We start from the raw sequence: 17991 nt of genomic DNA, 5'->3' as shown, positions 1-17991 counted from the left end.
GGATGAACATGACCACCCTGCCCCCGCAGACCACCATCAACGGCGTCCAGTTCAACGCCACCCCCGGCCAGCGCCCCGTGCGGGTCGATGGCTGCGTAACCATCCCCGAGCTGTTCCAGAAACGCTGCGCCGCCCTGGGCGACCGCACCGCGCATCGGGAAAAGGATCTGGGCATCTGGAAATCCTATTCCTGGGCCGACTACTGGCAGCACGCCAAGTGGATCGGGCAGGCGCTGCGCAAGCTGGGGCTGCAACGCGGCGAGGTCGTCTCGATCCTGTCCGAGGACCGCAAGGAATGGGCGTGGTTCGATCTGGGCATCCAATGCGTCGGCGGCATCGCCTCGGGCGTCTACACCACCGATTCCGCCAGCCAGCTGAAATACCTGGTCAATGACAGCGACAGCCGCTTTCTGATCGTCGAGGACGAAGAGCAGCTGGACAAATTCCTGGACATCGAAGACGAGGTGCCCGGCCTGTTGAAGGTCATCATCCTCGAGGACGAAGGCCTGCACGACCTGGCCCATCCCCGCTGCATGATGATCGAGGATCTTTACGCCCTCGGCCGCGCGGCCCAGCGCGAAGAACCGGGCCGCTTCGACGCTGAAATCGCGCTGGCCACGCCGCAGGATACGGCGCTGCTGATCTATACCTCGGGCACCACCGGCATGCCCAAGGGCGCGATGCTGAGCAACGAAAACATCATGGCCGCGATCGAATGCGGCGCTCGCTGCCTGCCCGCTCTGGAAACGGACGAACAGCTTTGCTTTTTGCCGCTGTGTCATATCCTTGAACGCGACGTGTCGATTTATTTCCCGCTGGCTTCGAAATGCACGGTGAACTTCGCCGAAAGCCCCGAGACGGTCTTTGCCAACCTGCAGGAAGTGTCGCCCTCGACCTTCACCGCCGTGCCGCGCGTGTGGGAGAAGATCTATTCGCAGGTGCTGATCATGGCGCAAGAGGCCACCCCGGCCGGGCGCGCCGCCTTTGGCATGGCGCTGAAAGCCGGGATGAAACGGGCCGAATACATCTTGCAGGGCAGACCGGTGCCGCCGGCGGTGGCCGCGAATTTCTGGCTGTGGGACCGGCTGGTGCTGCGCAACCTGCGCCGGATGCTGGGCATGGACCGGCTGCGGCGCGGCGGGTCGGGCGCGGCCCCGATCTCGCCCGAGCTGCTGAAATGGTACTGGGCCATCGGCGTGCCGCTGGTCGAGGGCTTCGGCATGACCGAGACCTCGGGCATCGCCACGCTGAACACGCCCGAGGCCAACCACATCGGTACCATCGGCAAGCCCGCACCGGGGATCGACCTGCGCATCTCGGACGAGGGCGAAATCCAGATCCGCGGCCTGAACGTGTTCCAGGGCTATTGGCGCAACAATGCCAAGACCGCCGAGACCTTCACCGCCGACGGCTGGCTGCGCACCGGCGATATGGGGCACGTGGACGCGGACGGCTATGTCACGATCACCGGCCGCCTCAAGGACATCATCATCACCGCCGGCGGCAAGAACATAACCCCGGCCGAGATCGAAAGCCGGTTGAAGTTCTCGCATTACATCTCGGACGCGGTGATCATCGGCGACCGCCGCAAGTACCTGACGGCGCTGGTGATGATAGATCAGGAAAACGTCGAGAAGTTCGCGCAGGACCGCAAGGTGCCGTTCTCGAACTTCGCCTCGCTCTGCGCTGCAGCCGAGGTGCGCGAACTGATCGGTGCCGAGGTTGCGGCTGTGAACAAGGAATTCGCGCGGGTCGAGCAGATCAAGGATTTCCGCCTAATCAACGTGCTCTTGACCGCCGAAGACGACGAACTGACCGCGACGATGAAACTGAAACGCAGCCTGGTGGAAAAGAAACACGCGCATCTCATTGAAGACATGTACAAATAGAACAGGGATCAATCCCAAGGGAGGAAGACACATGACCAAAGCAATCAGACGGCTGGCGGCTGCAACCGCCCTATCCGCCCTGGCCTCGATGGGCTGGGCCGAAACGCAAGGCGTGACCGACGACGAAATCGTCATCGGCTCGGTCAATGACCTCAGCGGCATTTTCGCCGCCGTGGGGGTTCCGGCCACCAAGGGCGCGAACGTGGTGTTCGACCGGGTCAACGCCAATGGCGGCGTGCATGGCCGCAAGATCCGCTATGTGGTCGAGGACAACGGATACCAGATGCCGCGCGCGATGCAGGGCTACAACAAGCTGCTGAACCGCGACAAGGTGTTTGCGATGCTGCAATCGCTGGGCACGCCGATGAACCTGGCCGGGTTCAAACTGCTGGATCCCAAAGGCATCCCCAACGTCGCCCCCCTGTCGGCCGCGCGGCAGATGCTGCAGGAGCCGATGAAGAACAAGTTCACCTCGTTTTCCAGCTATTACGACCAGGCGCGCGTGGGCGTGAAATATCTGGCGCAGGAATTCGGCGGCGACAAGGTCTGCACGATGTATCTGCCCACCGATTTCGGCAAGGAAATCCTGGAAGGCAGCCAGGAAGGCGCCAAGGAAGCCGGCATTACCTTTGCCGCGGAAACCACTCATAAACCTGACGAAACCGATTTCGTGGGCTCGCTCAGCAAGCTGAAGGAAGAAGGCTGCGACATCGTCACCATCGCCTTGGGCGTGCGGCAGGCCATCACCGTGGTCGGTACCGCCAAGAAGATGGGCCTGACGGACATGAAGTTCCTGGGCACCTCGGCCAGCTTCCTGACCGTGGTGGCACAGGTGCCGGGTGGCGTGACCGACGGCTTCTACGCCGCCGCCTCGTGGCAGGACCTGTGGGCCCGCGCGGATGAACCCGCCCCCAAGGCCTTCATCGAGGAATACAAGGCCGCCACCGGCGAAGATCCGGTCGGCTTTTCGATGCTGGGCTATGCCGCAGCCGAGATGATGGTCAAGGCGCTGGAGGCGGCAGGCCCCGACCTAACCCAGGAAAGCTTTATCGCGGCAATGGAGACGCTGGACTATCAGGATGAACTGGTCGGCAACCACATGACATTTGGCCCCGATGACCATCAGGGCGCCGATACGGTCTACGTCAACGTGGTGGAAAACGGCGCGTGGAAAATGGTCTACGAAGAGTAAGGCCGGAGAAAATCAACGAAAAAAGGGCTCGCGGTTGCGAGCCCTTTGCATTTGGAAAATTCGGCAGCGATTAACGCTTCGAGAACTGGAACGAACGGCGGGCTTTGCGCTTGCCGTATTTCTTCCGTTCCACAACGCGGCTGTCGCGGGTCAGGAAGCCGGCTGCCTTCAGCGCGCCGCGCAGGCTGGGATCGTACAGCTGCAGCGCTTTCGAGATGCCGTGCTTGACCGCACCGGCCTGACCGGTCAGGCCACCGCCCTTGACGGTTGCCACAACGTCGAATTCACCTTCGACACCGGCAACCTGGAACGGCTGGCGCAGGATTAGCTGCAGAACGGGGCGTGCGAAATACACGTCCTGGTCCTTGCCGTTCACAGTGACCTTGCCGGAGCCCGGCTTAATCCAAACGCGGGCAACTGCGTCTTTACGCTTGCCGGTTGCATAGGAGCGACCCAGTTCGTCACGCACGGGCTCGCGCACAACAACTTCTTCGGCCACGGTTTCCACGCCTGCGACGGCGCTCAGCTCTTCGAGAGTATTGATCTGATCAGCCATCGGTCATTAGCTCCGGGTGTTTTTCTTGTTCATGGATTTGACATCCAGAACTTCGGGGGCCTGGGCTTCGTGCGGGTGCTCGGCACCGGCGTAGATGCGCAGGTTGGTCATCTGCTGACGCGACAGACGGTTGCCCGGCAGCATGCGCTTGACGGCCTGAAAGACCACACGCTCGGGGTGCGCGCCTTCCAGGATCTGCTGTTTGGTGCGCGATTTGATGCCGCCCGGGTGGCCAGTGTGCCAGTAGAAGTGCTCGTCGCGCTTCTTGCCGGTCATCTGGATCTTGTCGGCGTTGATGACGATGACGTTGTCGCCCATGTCCATGTTCGGGGTGAACGACGGCTTGTGCTTGCCACGCAGGCGCATGGCGACGATCGAGGCAAGACGGCCCAGAACAACGCCCTCGGCGTCGATCAGGATCCACTTCTTGTCGATGTCTGCAGGTGTTGCAGAGAAGGTTTTCATGTCAGGACAATCCTGTTTGATGTGAAAGACCGCCCCAAAGGCGGAGCGGCCCGAATTCGATGGATGGGTATTTAGACGGCCCGTAAGTGCACGTCAAGAACGGTAGTGTCCAATTAGTTATTATAAAACAGCATCTTATAAAATAGGTATCTATTTACCCCAAATCAAACGCTGATTTGTTCGGGGGGATTGTCCAGCAAGGCGCGCAGACGCAACATGGCGGATTCGAACTGCTTCAGCGAGACATGCCCGTTCATCGCAATGCGCACGGCATTTGGCGCTCGTCCATCCCTCAGCGCGAATTCATCCGCCGATCGGAGTTGAATGCCCTCACGCTCGGCAGCCCTGCTGAAAGCTGCGGCACGCCAGCCGGACGGCAGGCTCAGCCAGACAAATGGAATATCGGGGTCCCAGTTCAGATTGAAGCCACCCAGTGCATTGACGGCCACTCTTACATACTCACCCATCTTCGCGCGTACATCCCGCGCCATTTGCCGGGATTGAGGGTGACTGAGGAGCAAGCGGGTCAATTCGGCCAATGGCTGCGCCAACCCGAAGTACCCGTATTCCGCCGATCGGCGCAGGTCTCCGCTGCGTTCCCGCGGAGCGATGGCGAACCCAACGCGCAACGCAGGCGTAAGGGTCTTGGAAATCGACGACACGTGCCAGCCGCGTTCGGGTGCAAGAGCCCTGTAACTGGGTGCGCGGGCCTCGCCCATACGATAGCAATCGTCTTCGATGATTTGCAGATCGTGGCGGCGGGCGATCTCGATCACCTCGTTTCGGCGTTCAAGAGGCGAATGCCCGCCGGTCGGATTCTGAACTTCGGGCGACACGCAGATCGCCTGCGCCCGCGTTTGACGAAGGATGTGGTCCAACGCGTCGGGGCTGATACCCCATTTGTCCATTTTCACACCAACAACTTCAGCGCGCATCAACTCCCCGGCGCGACGGAACCCCGCATAAGAAAGGTCCTCGACCAGAACAACGGGTTTCGGATCGCGCAGAACGGTCTGAAACACGACGCACAGTCCGCTTTGTCCGCCATGCGTCAGAACGATGTCATCAGCGTTCAAAGCACCCAGCGGCAAGTCGGAGAGCCAATCAACAACCGCCTGGCGCACAGGCAGGTAAGCGTCGCGGGTGGGATAGTTCATGAACATCTTCGGATCCCCCTGGGCCACCTTGGCAAGGCATGACCGTATCAGGGACACCTGTCCGACATCTGGCAGTCGCGGGCTGAACAGGCTGACATTGGCGTCATACTTGTCGTCCCGAAGATGAAGCTGCCGTGACCAGACATCGTCCAGCAATGGCATTTTCGGTGGTGCCACGAATGTACCACGCCCGACCTCGGCCTGCAGCAACCCCTCCTCGGTCAGAATGGAATAAGCCCGGGCGACCGTTCCCGGTGTGATTTGCAATCGATACGCCAGTTCCCGCACCGGAGGAAGTTTCACCCCGACTTCCAGCTGCTTGTTTTCGATAGCTTTTCGAATTGTATCTGCGACCAGTGTATACTTTGGCCCCTTGGATTTTGGCAGCTCTGTCGGCCAAATTGTATCCATTACAATTCTTCCTTTGCGTTCAGTACAATCTTGAATGTATCACAGCAATGTACCGAACATTTATGCTTTGTGTCAATACAATTTGAAAGGATACTTACCATGACACGCGCAATGCACACCCCCGCCCTCTTGCTGCTGAACGACAGCCCCCGGCTGCCTCTGATCGCTGCGCTGGCCGTGCGTTTTGCGGCGACTGTCACCCAATGGGAACGCCGGCGCCGCAGCCGCGTCAACCTGAGCAGGCTGGATGACCGTCTGCTGAAGGATGTCGGGCTGACGCGCTTTGAGGCTGACCGCGAAGCACGCCGCCAATTCTGGCTTGGCTAGAATATCCCCAGTCCCAATTACGGGACCTCTTCCTGTGCCGGGGCTTGTCCCCGGCATTTTTTTATCCGAACGCTGCTGCGGCGGAGCCGGCAGGTGGCAGCGAGTAGGTCATGCTGGCGCGTGCCACCGGCGCCTCCTGCCCTTCCGAGTACATCAGGACGTCACCAACAGCCAGCGTACGCCCCAGTTTCAGCAACCTGCACTCGGCAATCATGTCGGCCCCACCGGCAGGTTTGCGCAGAAAATCCATGGAACTGCTGGTGGTCACGGCCAGGGATTGACGACCCTTTCGCGCCAGAACCATTGAATAGACACAGACATCGGCCAGGGCGAACATCGAAGGCCCGGACACGGTTCCGCCCGGACGCAGATGCCGATCTTCGACAACGAGGCGCATGCGGATCGAGTCGTCGGTCAGATCCATGACAACGAAATCCTTGTGCACCTGCGGGAAGACCTGCGCCAGATATTCCGTCAGCTCTTCCTTGTTCATTGCCAATGACATGCTTCCCCTCCTCGATTTGCCGACCTAAAGTTGGCCCCACAGCCGGCAGGAGGGCAAGATGGCAATTTTGGAACGTAACGACACGGGCGCGATCGCTCATCTGAAAATGAATACGCCCGAGCGGCTGAATGCGCTGAGCGACGAAATGCTGGAGGCACTGCAATCTGAATTGGGTACGCTGCGCGATGATCGCACGATCCGCGCTGTGATACTGTCAGGGGCAGGCAAGGCGTTTTGTGCCGGTCATGACCTCAAGCAGATGACCGCGGGCCGGCAGGCTGAAGATGGAGGCAAGGCCTACTTCACCGAACTGTTCAATCGCTGCGCCCGAATGATGATGTCGATCCAATCCTTGCCCCAACCGGTGATCGCGCAGGTCCATGGTATTGCAACGGCCGCCGGCTGCCAATTGGTGGCGACCTGCGATCTGGCCGTGGCGGCCGAAGGAACGCGATTCGGCGTCAATGGCGTGAACATCGGTCTCTTCTGCTCGACACCGATGGTGGCGCTGAGCCGCAACATTCCGCGCAAACTGGCGTTTGAGATGCTGACCACCGGTGATTTCATACCAGCGGAGCGGGCCGCCGAGCTGGGCCTGGTCAATCGTGTCGTTCCGGAAACGCTGCTGGAGCATGAAACCCTGTCGTTGGCCGAGCAGTTGGCGTCCAAACTGGGCGCGGCGGTAAAGATCGGGAAACAGGCGTTTTATCAGCAGCTTCAGATGCCTTTGGATCAGGCATATGCCTATACCGGCGGCGTAATGGCCGAAAATATGCTGCACCGGGATACCGAGGAAGGTATTTCCGCATTTATCGAAAAACGTTCACCAAATTGGACCCAATGACGCAATTGTTATGGCTAAAATTATCGACTGTTCGCATTTTTGCACTTTTCAAAAGGGCATCTGTGTGGCAAAGCTGAGACAGGGCTGAGGCCCTCACTATCTTTTGGGTCGCCGTGGGCGGAAGGTCCCTCCAAGCTGGTTTCTCTCACCGGCGCAGACATTCCCGCAGCGGCGACCCCAAGACTTCCCAATAAAATCATAGCGTTGCTGCCTTGTCGGCGGCAGTTTTCGTTGGCCGTTGCACGCGCGGGCCACCTGCCCTATTTGGACGCACATGACACAGAAATTGCATATCGTTGGCGGCGGAATGGCCGGATCCGAGGCCGCATGGCAGGCTGCCGAAATGGGCGTGGACGTCGTGATTCACGAAATGCGCCCCAAAGTGGGCACTTTTGCGCATCAAACCGGCAACCTTGGCGAGATGGTCTGCTCCAACTCGTTCCGGTCTGATGATGACGAGCAGAACGCCGTTGGTTTGCTGCACTGGGAAATGCGCGCGGCCAATGGGTTGATCATGACCACGGCAGACGCCCACCGACTTCCTGCGGGCGGTGCTCTTGCCGTAGACCGTGAACACTTTGCCGAAACGGTGACCGCCAAGCTGAAGGCGCACCCACGGGTCACCGTCACCGGTGAGGAGGTCACTACGCTTCCGGACGATGGGCATTGGATATTTGCCACCGGTCCGCTGACCTCGCCAGCGTTGGGCGCAGCGATCCAGCGCGAGACCGGAGCCGAAGCGCTGGCCTTTTTCGACGCGATTGCCCCGATCGTCTACGCTGACACGATCGATATGAGCAAGGCGTGGATGCAGTCGCGCTATGACAAGGGTGAGACCGAGGAAGAGCGTACTGCCTATCTGAACTGCCCGATGGACCGTGACCAGTACGAGGCCTTCGTCGACGCTTTGCTGGCCGCGGACAAGACTGAGTTCCACGAAGGTGAAACAGCTGGTTATTTTGATGGCTGCCTGCCGATTGAGGTGATGGCCGAGCGTGGGCGCGAGACCCTCCGCCACGGGCCGATGAAACCGGTGGGCCTGACCAATCCGCATCAGCCAGACGTAAAGCCTCATGCCGTGGTTCAACTGCGTCGCGACAACGCTTTGGGCACGCTGTTCAACATCGTTGGGTTTCAGACCAAGATGAAATACGGCGCCCAGACCGAGGTGTTCCGGATGATTCCGGGGCTCGAGAACGCCAGTTTTGCCCGTCTGGGCGGCATCCATCGCAACACCTTCATCAACTCGCCCACCTTGCTGGATGCGCAGATGCGCCTGAAATCCAAGCCAAACATCCGATTTGCCGGGCAGATCACCGGGGTTGAAGGATATGTCGAGAGCGCCGCGATGGGCCTGCTCGCAGGCCGTCTCGCGGCGGCCGAGATCCTGGGCCACTCCCTGCCCCCGGTTCCGCAGGACAGTGCCATGGGCGCGCTGATCCATCACATCACCGGCGGCGCCGAAGCCAAGACTTTTCAGCCGATGAACGTGAATTTCGGTCTGTTCCGACCGGTCGACGGGTTGAAAGGCGGACGGCGTGGTCGCAAGGATCGCTACAAAGCCTATACCGATCGCGCCAAGGAGGCATGGCAGCAGTGGCTGACGCAAAGCTGACTGGACGCGGACCGGGCCACGCGCCTAAACTGACGGCATGAGCGAGAAGTTCCTCAAAAACACATATGATCTGAACACGCCGCAGGAAACCCAGGCGCATTACCAGAAATGGGCGGCCTCTTACGAAGATGAGGTGGCCGAGCACGGGTACGCCACGCCGGGCCGCGTGGCCGAGGCGTTGTGGTCCAAGTTGCCGCAACCGGACACACCTATCCTTGACTATGGCTGCGGGACCGGGTTGTCCGGTGTCGCCTTGCACAAGGTCGGATACCGGGCAATCGACGGCGTCGATCCGACACCCGAGATGCTGAAAGGTGCTGCTGCCAAGGGCGTCTACCGCAACCTGGCTGCCATCGACATCACCGATCCCAATCCGTTGGAGACGGGGGCATACAAGGCAATCGCCGCGATCGGAGTGATCGGCGCCGGCGCCGCGCCGCCCCAGACATTCGACATGCTGATGAAAGTCTTGCCCAAAGGTGGCCTGCTGGCGTTTTCGTTCAACGACCATACATTGGACGACCCCGGCTATACCGGGCGCCTGAACGAATGGCTGGACATGGGAGCGGCGCGCCTTCTGTTTCGCGAACACGGACCGCACTTGCCAGGGCTGGACTTGAAATCCGACGTATATATCGTTGAAAAGACGTGAAATTCACTACAAGATTTGCCCCATCTCCAACCGGGCCATTGCATCTTGGTCATGCGTATTCTGCATTGCTGGCGTATGATCTTGCTGACCGAAACTCCGGCACGTTCCTGCTGCGGATCGAGGATATCGATCAGTCCCGTGCGCGTCAGCATTGGGAGGATCATATCTATGACGATCTGACGTGGTTGGGTTTGACGTGGCCTGGCCCTGTGTTGCGGCAATCCGATCGCATGCCGCTCTACCGGCAGGCCTTGAACCGGCTGTGGTCCCAACGGCTGCTATATCCGTGCACCTGCAATCGCAAGGATATCGCGGCCGCCGCCAATGCGCCGCAGGAAGGGTATCCGCTGCACGGACCTGACGGCGTCATATATCCGGGAACATGCCGTGAAAAATGGACATATCAGGTGCAGTCCGCGATCCCGGAGGATGTGGCCCTGCGCCTCAATATGTCCGAAGCGCTGCGCCGGATCGCGAGGGACGCCACCGGGTTGAGGTTTCACGAGACCGGGTCCGCTCCGGATGGCGCGACTGGCTGGATAGAATTGTCGGACGAACAGATGCTGCACGGCGTCGGCGATGTCGTCCTCGCCCGGCGGGGTATGGGCACGTCCTATCACCTGTCAGTCGTTCTGGATGATGCGGCCCAGAACATCTCACATGTGGTTCGCGGTCAGGATCTATTTGACGCAACCGGGATTCACGTGGTGCTGCAGCGCTTGTTGGGGTTGGAGACGCCAATCTATCACCATCACCGACTGATCCGGGACGAAACGGGAAAACGGCTGGCCAAGCGAGACGACGCCAGGGCGATTGCGAAATACCGGGCCGAAGGAGCGACGCCCGAAGACGTCCGCGCAATGGTCGGTCTTTAGGCCCGCTAGGCGCCCTCAGGCCATCGGCGACATCAATTCGACCTCTTCCCCGTCCCGGACGGCGGTGTAGAAGCAGCTTCGGCGGTTTGTGTGGCAAGCGGGGCCGCTTTGTCGTACCAGAACCAACAGGCAATCCCGATCGCAATCGACGCGAAAATCCACCAACTCCTGTACGTGTCCCGAGCTTTCTCCCTTGACCCAGAAGGACTGGCGCGAGCGCGACCAATAGGTGACGCGCCCAGTTTCCAGCGTCTTTCGGATCGCCTCGGCGTTCATCCAAGCCATCATGAGAACCTCGCCGGTGCTCTCCTCTTGCGCGATGGCCGGGACCAACCCGGCCTCATTGAATTTGAGCGTCGACGGGTCGAACATAGCAGAGCGCGACATCGCAAAAACCTTTTGCATCCCAGAACATGGCCACTATGTATGGGGAACATCCACCGAGGGAAACCCATGTCCGGCGAAACCGACCTGATCAAGCTCTACTCCGGGCGCATTCTGGCGCTGGCGGCCGACATTCCGCACCTGCAGCGGTTGGAAGATCCGGATGCGACCGTCAAGAAACGGTCGCCCTTGTGCGGCTCGACAGTTGCCGTGGACATCAAAGTGCGGGACGGCCGGATTACCGAGTTTGGTCAGGACGTGAAAGCCTGCGCACTGGGTCAGGCCGCAGCGGCAGTGGTCGGTGCATCGGTTATCGGGGCAACCCGCCCCCAAATCGAAACCGCGCGCGACCAGCTGGCGGCCATGCTCAAGAGTGACGGCCCCACCCCGGATGCGCCGTTTGACGAACTGGAAGTTCTGCGGCCCGCCCGCGATTACAAGAACCGGCACGCGTCGATCATGCTTGCCCTGGACGCGATCGCCGAGGCTTTCGAGAAGGCCGAACAAGCCAACTGCGCCTGAACATGGTCTTTTGAAACGAAGGCGGCTAACCTCCTGACCAATTTGACGGAGAAGCCAATTGAACAACCTTCTGGAACATTTTGTAACCTTGTGGGTCGTCATCGACCCGATCGGAACCATCCCGGTTTTCATTGCCGTCACTGCGGGTATCGAAGCCGCCGCGCGCCGGCGCACTGCCTTGCTGGCCGCACTGATCAGCGCCGGCATCCTTCTGTTCTTTCTGGTCTTTGGACAATTGCTGATCGAGGCGCTGGATATCGGCCTCAACTCGTTTCAGGTCGCCGGCGGGATCATCCTGTTCCTGTTCGCGCTGACGATGATTTTTGGTGAAAGCAAACAGGAAATCGAACAGCGCCAGGCCGAAGAAGACATGGAAGACAAGCTGCACAGGCACAACCCGGCGATCTTCCCCTTGGCGGTCCCGTCATTGGCCTCACCCGGTGCTATGCTGGCCATCGTCATTCTGACGGACAACCACCGCTACAGCGTGGCGGATCAGGGCATTACTGCGCTGGTCATGCTGTCCGTGCTGGCCTGCGCCTTTGTGTTGATGCTGCTGGCCGAGCCAATCATCCGGCTGATCGGTCATTCGGGGGCGGCAATCATCAGCCGGGTCATGGGAATGATTCTGGCCTCGGTGGCCGTCAACTCGGTCCTGTCAGCCCTCCTTGAGATCTTCAAAACCGGTCAATTGTAAAAAAACCGCCGCTCCTTCCGGGCGGAAAGGGCGGCGGCAGTCAATGCGTTTCTCGCGTGGGGTCCGGATTACCGCGTGGGGCCGAGGCACGGCCCCTTCAAGGGGTTTGGGACAGGCAGGTCACCCTTGACTGAAATGGGGATGACATACGCGGGTTGATCGGCACGAGATCGCAGGCAGAAAGGCTTAGAACCCGACGGGCACGTGAAGCGCCACCATCAGCATGACAACCAGCGAAGCTACGCCGGCTGAATCCTGCAAAAGCGTGGCTTGCGAACGGCTGAAAGCGCTTTTGATCTGGGTCAGCATGTTTCACCTCCGGTTGGGAATTAATCCTTTGTTGACCTTTTGTTCTCATATTTCCGGGGATCAGTAAAGAACTTTATAAGAACATTTGTGAACTTTTTGCGCGCAACCCGCTAACCCACTGAAATCAAACGGATGGCCTGATCCTGTTTCATCAACCAAAGAAGAACACGCGCGGCCTGACCTCGTTCCGAGGTCAATTTCGGGTCCGAAGCCAGCAGCGCACGCGCGTCAGATTGTGCAACAGCCATAAGTCCAGCCTGCCGTTCTAGGTCGGCAATCTGGAACCGGGGAAGACCGGATTGAGCGGTCCCGATCAGGTCCCCTGCCCCGCGCATCTCGAGGTCCGTTTCGGCAATTCTGAATCCATCTTCGGTTTCCCGCAGAACTTCCAGCCGTCTTCGGCCCCCTTCGCTGAGCGGCGCTTGATACATCAACAGACAGGTTGACGCGTCATGCCCGCGTCCGACCCGACCGCGTAGCTGGTGCAACTGGGCCAGCCCGAAGATTTCCGCCCGCTCAATGACCATGATCGTGGCGTTGGGGACGTTTACTCCCACCTCAATGACCGTCGTCGCAACCAAAACCTTGGTCCGCCCGTCCTGAAAGGCGGCCATTGCCGCATCTTTCTCGGCCGGGGGCATCTGTCCGTGCACAAGGCCGACGATTCCGTCACCCAGCTGGGCCCGCAAGTGTTTGAACCGTTCCTCGGCCGCGGTGAGGTCGGAGACCTCGGATTCGTCGACCAGCGGACAGACCCAATAACACTGCTTTCCGTCTTCGATCGCGCGGCGCAGATGATCGACCACCTCCTCCATGCGCGAAGTGCTGACAATCGCAGTTTTGACCGGTTTCCGTCCCGGCGGTTTCTCATCCAGGACCGAGACGTCCATATCCCCATATTGTGCAAGCGCAAGGCTGCGTGGGATCGGTGTGGCTGTCATGACCAGAACATCGGCCCCCTGTCCCTTCTCAGAGAGCTCCATCCGCTGGCGGACACCGAACCTGTGCTGTTCGTCGACAATCGCCAGACGCAAGTCATGGAATGCCACATCGTTCTGGAAAACCGCGTGAGTACCCAACAGAATTTGGATGTCACCCGCCTTGAGCGCGGCCAGCTTCGCCTTGCGCTCGGACCCCTTGTCCCGTCCCGTCAGGATTTCGAGAACCACACCGGCGTCCTCGGCCAGGGGGCGAAGGCCCTCCAGATGCTGGCGCGCGAGGATCTCGGTCGGAGCCATCATGACACCCTGAGCACCGGCCTCTACCGCAACCAGAAGCGCCATGAACGCAACCAGTGTCTTGCCGGATCCGACGTCCCCCTGCAGCAGGCGGTTCATTCGGGTCGGAGCACCCATGTCCTCGGTTATCTCGCGTATGGCACGCAACTGCGCCCCAGTGGGTTTGTACGGAAGCGCATCCAGTACACGGGTCTGCAACGCCCCGGTCGCGACACTTACGGTTCCACGAGTTTTGCGTTCTCGCAGTCGGGCCAGAGCCAGAGTCAGTTGATGGGCGAACAGTTCGTCATAGGCCAGACGTTCGCGCGCGGGAGCAAACGCTGCCACGTCATCGGCACCTTGCGGTGTGTGAGCCGCCCGGACTGCATCGGCCCAGGTCGGCCAGCTCTGGCGGGCAACCTGTGCAGGATCCGCCCATTCCGCCAAATCTGGCAGGCGTGCCAGCGCGCTTTGCGCCGCCTTGTAGGCCGTCTTTTGGGTGACACCTTGGGTAAGGTGATAGACCGGTTCAAACTCGGGGATGCTGTTCGCCTGTTCGACCGGCAGAATGTGGTCCGGGTGAACCATTTGCGCTGTACCGTCAAACAGTTCGAGCTTGCCGGACACCACCCGTCTCGCCCCCTCAGGCAGGACCTTTTTCAGGTAGTCGGCCCGGGCGTGAAAGAAGACCAGCTGGAAATCGGTCTGACTGTCCTGCACGAAAATCCGATAGGCTCCGCCCCTGTTGTGCGGCGGGCGGTGGGCGCCGACGGTGACTTCCACCGTGAGTGTTTTGGGCAGATCGACGCCCCGGATCGTATCACGCCGCCGCCGGTCAACCACTGCATATGGCAATGCAAACAGCAGATCGCGTGGCGTTTCCAGCCCGGTCTGCGCCAGCAGGCGTGCGGTCTTGGGACCGATACCATCCAGCCTCTCGAGCCCTGCAAAAAGCGGGAACAGTTGCTCTGGACGGCCGCTCATGCGTCCCCGATCAACTGCAGCCAGCTGTCTTCATCCAAGGTTTCGATCCCCAGCTCTGCCGCCTTCTTGGCCTTGGAACCTGCGCCGGGGCCGGCCACCAGATAGTCCGTTTTTGCGCTGACTGAGCCAGCCACTTTGGCCCCCAGGGCTTCCGCGCGGGCCTTTGCTTCGGCCCGGGTCATTTTTTCGAGCGTACCCGTAAAGACAACCGTTTTTCCGGCGACGGGGCTGCCCGATGTATCCGGCCGTTTGGCCTCTTGCACGTTCAGTTGGGCGACCAGCGCATCGATGCTTTGGCGCTCTGCGTCCTGAGCAAATGTCGAAACCAGGGTCCGGGCCATGACTTCGCCGACGCCGTCGATATTCAGCAGCTCATCCCATTCGGGTTCGCTGAATTGGCTGGCGGCCGTGACAGCCTGCTCGAACGCGTCCCACGTGCCGTAGTGATTGGCGATCAGGTTCGAGGCGGCTTCACCAAGGTGTCGAATACCCAGCGCAAACAGAAGGCGGCCCAGCGGAATTGTCCGCTTTTCCTCGATCGCGGCAAAGAGTTTTGCGGCGCTCTGACTGCCCCAGCCTTTTCGGTTGGCCAGCTTGTTCAGATTTGCAGCGTCCCGCTTTTGCAATGTGAAAATGTCTGCCGGCGTACGGATCGGCAGATCCGGGTCGTTGTAGAACATTTCGATCTGCTTGGCCCCCAACCCATCGATGTCAAACGCCTTGCGGGAAACGAAGTGCTTCAGTTTCTCGACCGCTTGCGCCGGGCAGATCACCCCTCCGGTACAGCGGCGCACCGAGTCACCTTCCTCGCGGATCGCGTCGCTGCCGCATTCCGGACATTTCGTCGGAAACTCAAACGGGACAGCTTGTTCCGGCCTTTTGCTCAGGTCGACGTCGGCTATTTTTGGGATCACATCGCCGGCGCGGTACACCTGCACCCAATCGCCAACACGTATATCTTTGCCGTCGCGGATCTGTTCGCCTTTCGAATCCCGACCGGCGATGTAGTCTTCGTTGTGCAAGGTTGCATTGGACACGACCACACCGCCAACCGTCACCGGGTGCAGCCGCGCAACCGGGCTAAGCGCGCCGGTGCGGCCAACTTGAATGTCAATCGCCTCAAGCCGGGTCCAGGCGAGTTCGGCAGGAAACTTATGAGCGATCGCCCATCTTGGTGTGGTCGAGCGAAACCCAAGACGGGCCTGCAACGACAAATCGTTCACTTTGTAGACGACGCCGTCGATGTCATAGCCAAGCGTAGAGCGCTGCTCTTCGATTGCGCGGTAGTGCTCCAGCATTTGCGCGGTCGAGCTGCAAACGGCAGTCAGGTCGTTGGTGGAAAAGCCAAAGGACTTCAATCGATCCAACGCAGACGACTGGGTGGTTCCCAACGGCTCGGACAGTTCGCCCCAGGCATAGGCGAAGAACCGCAGGGGCCTTGCGCGCGTAACTTCTGGGTCAAGCTGGCGTAGCGAACCGGCGGCCGCATTTCTCGGATTCGCAAACAACTTCGCCCCCGCCTCTGCCTGCTTGGCATTCAGCTTCTCGAAATCGTCATGAGACATATAGACTTCGCCGCGAACCTCCAGGATCCCGGGCGCGTCGGCGATCTTTTGAGGGATATCTGAAACGGTCAACGCATTGGCCGTGACGTTTTCGCCAACTTCCCCATCGCCCCGTGTTGCCGCCTGCACCAGTTCGCCGTCCACATAACGCAGAGACAGCGACAAACCGTCGATCTTTGGTTCGGCCGTGAATTCGAGGGGCGCCTCTTCGCTCAGCCCAAGATAGTTTCGAACGGACCGAACGAAGTCTGCTACGTCCTCATCGTCGAATGCGTTGCCAAGCGACATCATGCGGACTGCATGGGTCACTTTGCCGAAACCGTCCACCGGCCGCGCACCAACCTGATCGCTGGGGCTGTCGGTGCGCTTTAGCTGCGGAAACCGCGACTCGATTTCGAGATTCCGTAGTTTCAGGGCATCGTATTCGGCATCCGAGATCTCGGGCGCGTCCTGACCGTGATACAGGTCGTTGGCCCGCTGCAAGAGTTCCGCAAGACGTGCCAACTCCTCTCGAGCCTGGTCCTCGGTCAGATCTTCTACTGCAATCAAATTGCTCATGGCCTCGCCCTGTCACATCGTCTTGGACCCCAGTGATAGGGCGAGGTCATGGTCAGGTCCAGATGTGCCGAGCCGTGAGTGCGAATGCCACCCTGGACCGCGGTGGCAGATGGGTCAGGTTTTCAGGCGCCGACGGCCAAGCGAGTGTTTTCCGCCGTGTCCGTCTGGGGATCGCGCAATACATATCCTCGGCCCCACACCGTTTCGATGTAGTTCTCGCCGCCCGTGGCGTTGCTGAGCTTTTTGCGCAGCTTGCAGATGAAAACGTCGATGATCTTGAGTTCCGGCTCGTCCATGCCGCCGTAAAGGTGGTTGAGGAACATCTCCTTGGTCAGGGTCGAGCCCTTGCGCAGGCTCAGAAGCTCCAGCATCTGGTATTCCTTGCCGGTCAGATGCACCGCCTGATTGTCGACCTCGACCGTCTTGGCATCCAGATTGACCGCGATTCGTCCGGTTCGGATAATCGATTGCGAATGGCCTTTGGATCGGCGGATGATCGCATGGATCCGCGCCACCAACTCCTCCCGGTGGAACGGTTTGGTCAGGTAGTCGTCGGCCCCGAAACCGAAGCCCTTGATCTTGCTTTCGGTGTCGTCGGCTCCGGACAGGATCAGGATCGGCGTTTCAACCCTTGCAATGCGCAACTGACGCAGGACTTCATGTCCGTTCATGTCCGGCAGGTTCAGATCAAGCAGGATCAGATCGTAGTCATACAGCTTGGCCAGATCTATGCCTTCTTCGCCCAGGTCCGTCGCATACACGTTCAGGTTGGCATGCGTCAGCATCAGCTCGATGCTTTTTGACGTGGTCGGATCATCCTCGACAAGAAGAATTCGCATTGCACTGCTCCAATTCAGGTCAACTATTCCAGTTCGGGTTAACCCTGATCACAAATGGTTAATCTGACGTTACCGTTGAATCATTTATTCGCTTTCGCCTTTAGGTTGTCTATATTTTTTTAGCGCCGTCACTTTCAAGGCCTCGATTCCGTGTTCGGCGACTGCAGACACCCATGTGTTGAACTCTTCGTCACTCAGGCCGTATCGTTTCTTGGCGTCCGACAAGGAGATCAATCCATAAAGCACGCCTCGAACGACAATGGCCTTTCTTGATGCGACCCAGCGTTTCGTATCCGCAGGCGGCAAATCCGCTCGGGACAAAACAGACCCATCCGGCAGGGTAACTGACCTTGGTCCCTCAACTTTGTGCAAATACATCTTTCGACCCTTTTTCTGGTGCCACAAAGCTGACGGCAGTCTACTTAATG

At 59.7% G+C, this 17991-nt stretch carries 19 protein-coding genes; 9 read left to right on the top strand and 10 right to left on the bottom strand.

Going from position 1 to position 17991, the window contains the following annotated elements; translation table 11 throughout:
- The first annotated feature begins 2 nt into the window (after nucleotides 1-2).
- Nucleotides 3-1889, top strand: coding sequence for an AMP-dependent synthetase/ligase (locus ACR0CU_RS05355; protein WP_170445870.1), 1887 nt, complete (start codon nucleotides 3-5; stop codon nucleotides 1887-1889).
- 31 nt (nucleotides 1890-1920) lie between these two features.
- Entirely contained in the window at nucleotides 1921-3081 is a 1161-nt protein-coding gene (locus tag ACR0CU_RS05350) for an ABC transporter substrate-binding protein (protein ID WP_170371073.1), read from the top strand.
- Nucleotides 3082-3151: 70 nt separating this feature from the next.
- Here ACR0CU_RS05350 and rpsI read toward each other — a convergent pair whose 3' ends face one another.
- The 3 genes from rpsI to ACR0CU_RS05335 form a co-directional block, all read right to left on the bottom strand.
- Complete coding sequence (gene rpsI / locus ACR0CU_RS05345) at nucleotides 3152-3637, bottom strand: 30S ribosomal protein S9 (protein WP_005983014.1); 486 nt, start codon at nucleotides 3635-3637, stop codon at nucleotides 3152-3154.
- Between the two features lie 6 nt (nucleotides 3638-3643).
- Nucleotides 3644-4102, bottom strand: a complete 459-nt coding sequence (gene rplM, locus ACR0CU_RS05340; RefSeq protein WP_170339225.1) for a 50S ribosomal protein L13 — start codon at nucleotides 4100-4102, stop codon at nucleotides 3644-3646.
- Between the two features lie 164 nt (nucleotides 4103-4266).
- Nucleotides 4267-5670, bottom strand: a complete 1404-nt coding sequence (locus ACR0CU_RS05335) for an aminotransferase-like domain-containing protein (RefSeq protein WP_170445867.1) — start codon at nucleotides 5668-5670, stop codon at nucleotides 4267-4269.
- Between the two features lie 99 nt (nucleotides 5671-5769).
- Between ACR0CU_RS05335 and ACR0CU_RS05330 the strand changes: the two genes are divergently transcribed.
- Complete coding sequence (locus tag ACR0CU_RS05330) at nucleotides 5770-5997, top strand: DUF1127 domain-containing protein (RefSeq protein WP_093962029.1); 228 nt, start codon at nucleotides 5770-5772, stop codon at nucleotides 5995-5997.
- Nucleotides 5998-6058: 61 nt separating this feature from the next.
- Here the strand turns inward: ACR0CU_RS05330 and ACR0CU_RS05325 are convergent, their stop codons facing one another.
- Nucleotides 6059-6502, bottom strand: a complete 444-nt coding sequence (locus ACR0CU_RS05325) for a PaaI family thioesterase (RefSeq protein ID WP_093962028.1) — start codon at nucleotides 6500-6502, stop codon at nucleotides 6059-6061.
- Nucleotides 6503-6560: 58 nt separating this feature from the next.
- Here ACR0CU_RS05325 and ACR0CU_RS05320 point away from each other — a divergent pair, with 58 nt between their 5' ends.
- The 4 genes from ACR0CU_RS05320 to gluQRS all read left to right on the top strand — a co-directional run bounded on the left by ACR0CU_RS05320 (nucleotide 6561) and on the right by gluQRS (nucleotide 10488).
- Nucleotides 6561-7346 (top strand): enoyl-CoA hydratase, encoded by a 786-nt coding sequence (locus ACR0CU_RS05320; RefSeq protein WP_170339232.1) that lies wholly within the window; start codon nucleotides 6561-6563, stop codon nucleotides 7344-7346.
- Nucleotides 7347-7620: 274 nt separating this feature from the next.
- Nucleotides 7621-8961 carry a methylenetetrahydrofolate--tRNA-(uracil(54)-C(5))-methyltransferase (FADH(2)-oxidizing) TrmFO gene (gene trmFO, locus ACR0CU_RS05315; protein ID WP_170445864.1) on the top strand — a complete coding sequence of 447 codons (1341 nt, stop codon included), beginning with the start codon at nucleotides 7621-7623 and terminating at the stop codon, nucleotides 8959-8961.
- A gap of 37 nt (nucleotides 8962-8998) precedes the next feature.
- Nucleotides 8999-9613 carry a class I SAM-dependent DNA methyltransferase gene (locus ACR0CU_RS05310; protein WP_170432707.1) on the top strand — a complete coding sequence of 205 codons (615 nt, stop codon included), beginning with the start codon at nucleotides 8999-9001 and terminating at the stop codon, nucleotides 9611-9613.
- Nucleotides 9610-10488 carry a tRNA glutamyl-Q(34) synthetase GluQRS gene (gene gluQRS / locus ACR0CU_RS05305; RefSeq protein ID WP_170445862.1) on the top strand — a complete coding sequence of 293 codons (879 nt, stop codon included), beginning with the start codon at nucleotides 9610-9612 and terminating at the stop codon, nucleotides 10486-10488. The genes ACR0CU_RS05310 and gluQRS overlap by 4 nt, the downstream gene beginning before the upstream one ends.
- Before the next feature lie 15 nt (nucleotides 10489-10503).
- On the opposite strand, the gene hisI is transcribed toward gluQRS, so the two are convergent.
- Nucleotides 10504-10893, bottom strand: a complete 390-nt coding sequence (hisI, locus tag ACR0CU_RS05300) for a phosphoribosyl-AMP cyclohydrolase (protein ID WP_170445859.1) — start codon at nucleotides 10891-10893, stop codon at nucleotides 10504-10506.
- 48 nt (nucleotides 10894-10941) lie between these two features.
- Here hisI and ACR0CU_RS05295 point away from each other — a divergent pair, with 48 nt between their 5' ends.
- A complete protein-coding gene (locus tag ACR0CU_RS05295; RefSeq protein ID WP_170339242.1) occupies nucleotides 10942-11394 on the top strand; it encodes an iron-sulfur cluster assembly scaffold protein in 453 nt (150 codons plus the stop codon).
- A 58-nt stretch (nucleotides 11395-11452) separates the two neighbouring features.
- Entirely contained in the window at nucleotides 11453-12091 is a 639-nt protein-coding gene (locus tag ACR0CU_RS05290) for a MarC family protein (RefSeq protein ID WP_093962021.1), read from the top strand.
- Between the two features lie 186 nt (nucleotides 12092-12277).
- Here the strand turns inward: ACR0CU_RS05290 and ACR0CU_RS05285 are convergent, their stop codons facing one another.
- The 5 genes from ACR0CU_RS05285 to sciP form a co-directional block, all read right to left on the bottom strand.
- A complete protein-coding gene (locus ACR0CU_RS05285; protein WP_302478129.1) occupies nucleotides 12278-12400 on the bottom strand; it encodes a hypothetical protein in 123 nt (40 codons plus the stop codon).
- 110 nt (nucleotides 12401-12510) lie between these two features.
- The gene (gene recG / locus ACR0CU_RS05280; protein ID WP_480642587.1) at nucleotides 12511-14601 is read right to left on the bottom strand and encodes an ATP-dependent DNA helicase RecG; all 2091 of its coding nucleotides are present in this window, start codon (nucleotides 14599-14601) and stop codon (nucleotides 12511-12513) included.
- A complete protein-coding gene (ligA, locus tag ACR0CU_RS05275) occupies nucleotides 14598-16724 on the bottom strand; it encodes an NAD-dependent DNA ligase LigA (protein ID WP_480642585.1) in 2127 nt (708 codons plus the stop codon). The genes recG and ligA overlap by 4 nt, the downstream gene beginning before the upstream one ends.
- A gap of 122 nt (nucleotides 16725-16846) precedes the next feature.
- Nucleotides 16847-17563 (bottom strand): response regulator transcription factor CtrA, encoded by a 717-nt coding sequence (ctrA, locus tag ACR0CU_RS05270; protein ID WP_170368424.1) that lies wholly within the window; start codon nucleotides 17561-17563, stop codon nucleotides 16847-16849.
- An 84-nt stretch (nucleotides 17564-17647) separates the two neighbouring features.
- Complete coding sequence (sciP, locus tag ACR0CU_RS05265; protein ID WP_170338674.1) at nucleotides 17648-17941, bottom strand: CtrA inhibitor SciP; 294 nt, start codon at nucleotides 17939-17941, stop codon at nucleotides 17648-17650.
- Nucleotides 17942-17991 lie beyond the last annotated feature (50 nt).

The organism is Ruegeria sp. BC2, assembly GCF_056539245.1.
The sequence above is the reverse complement of the archived record's forward strand: the minus strand, read 5'-3'. Positions and strand labels throughout refer to the sequence as shown.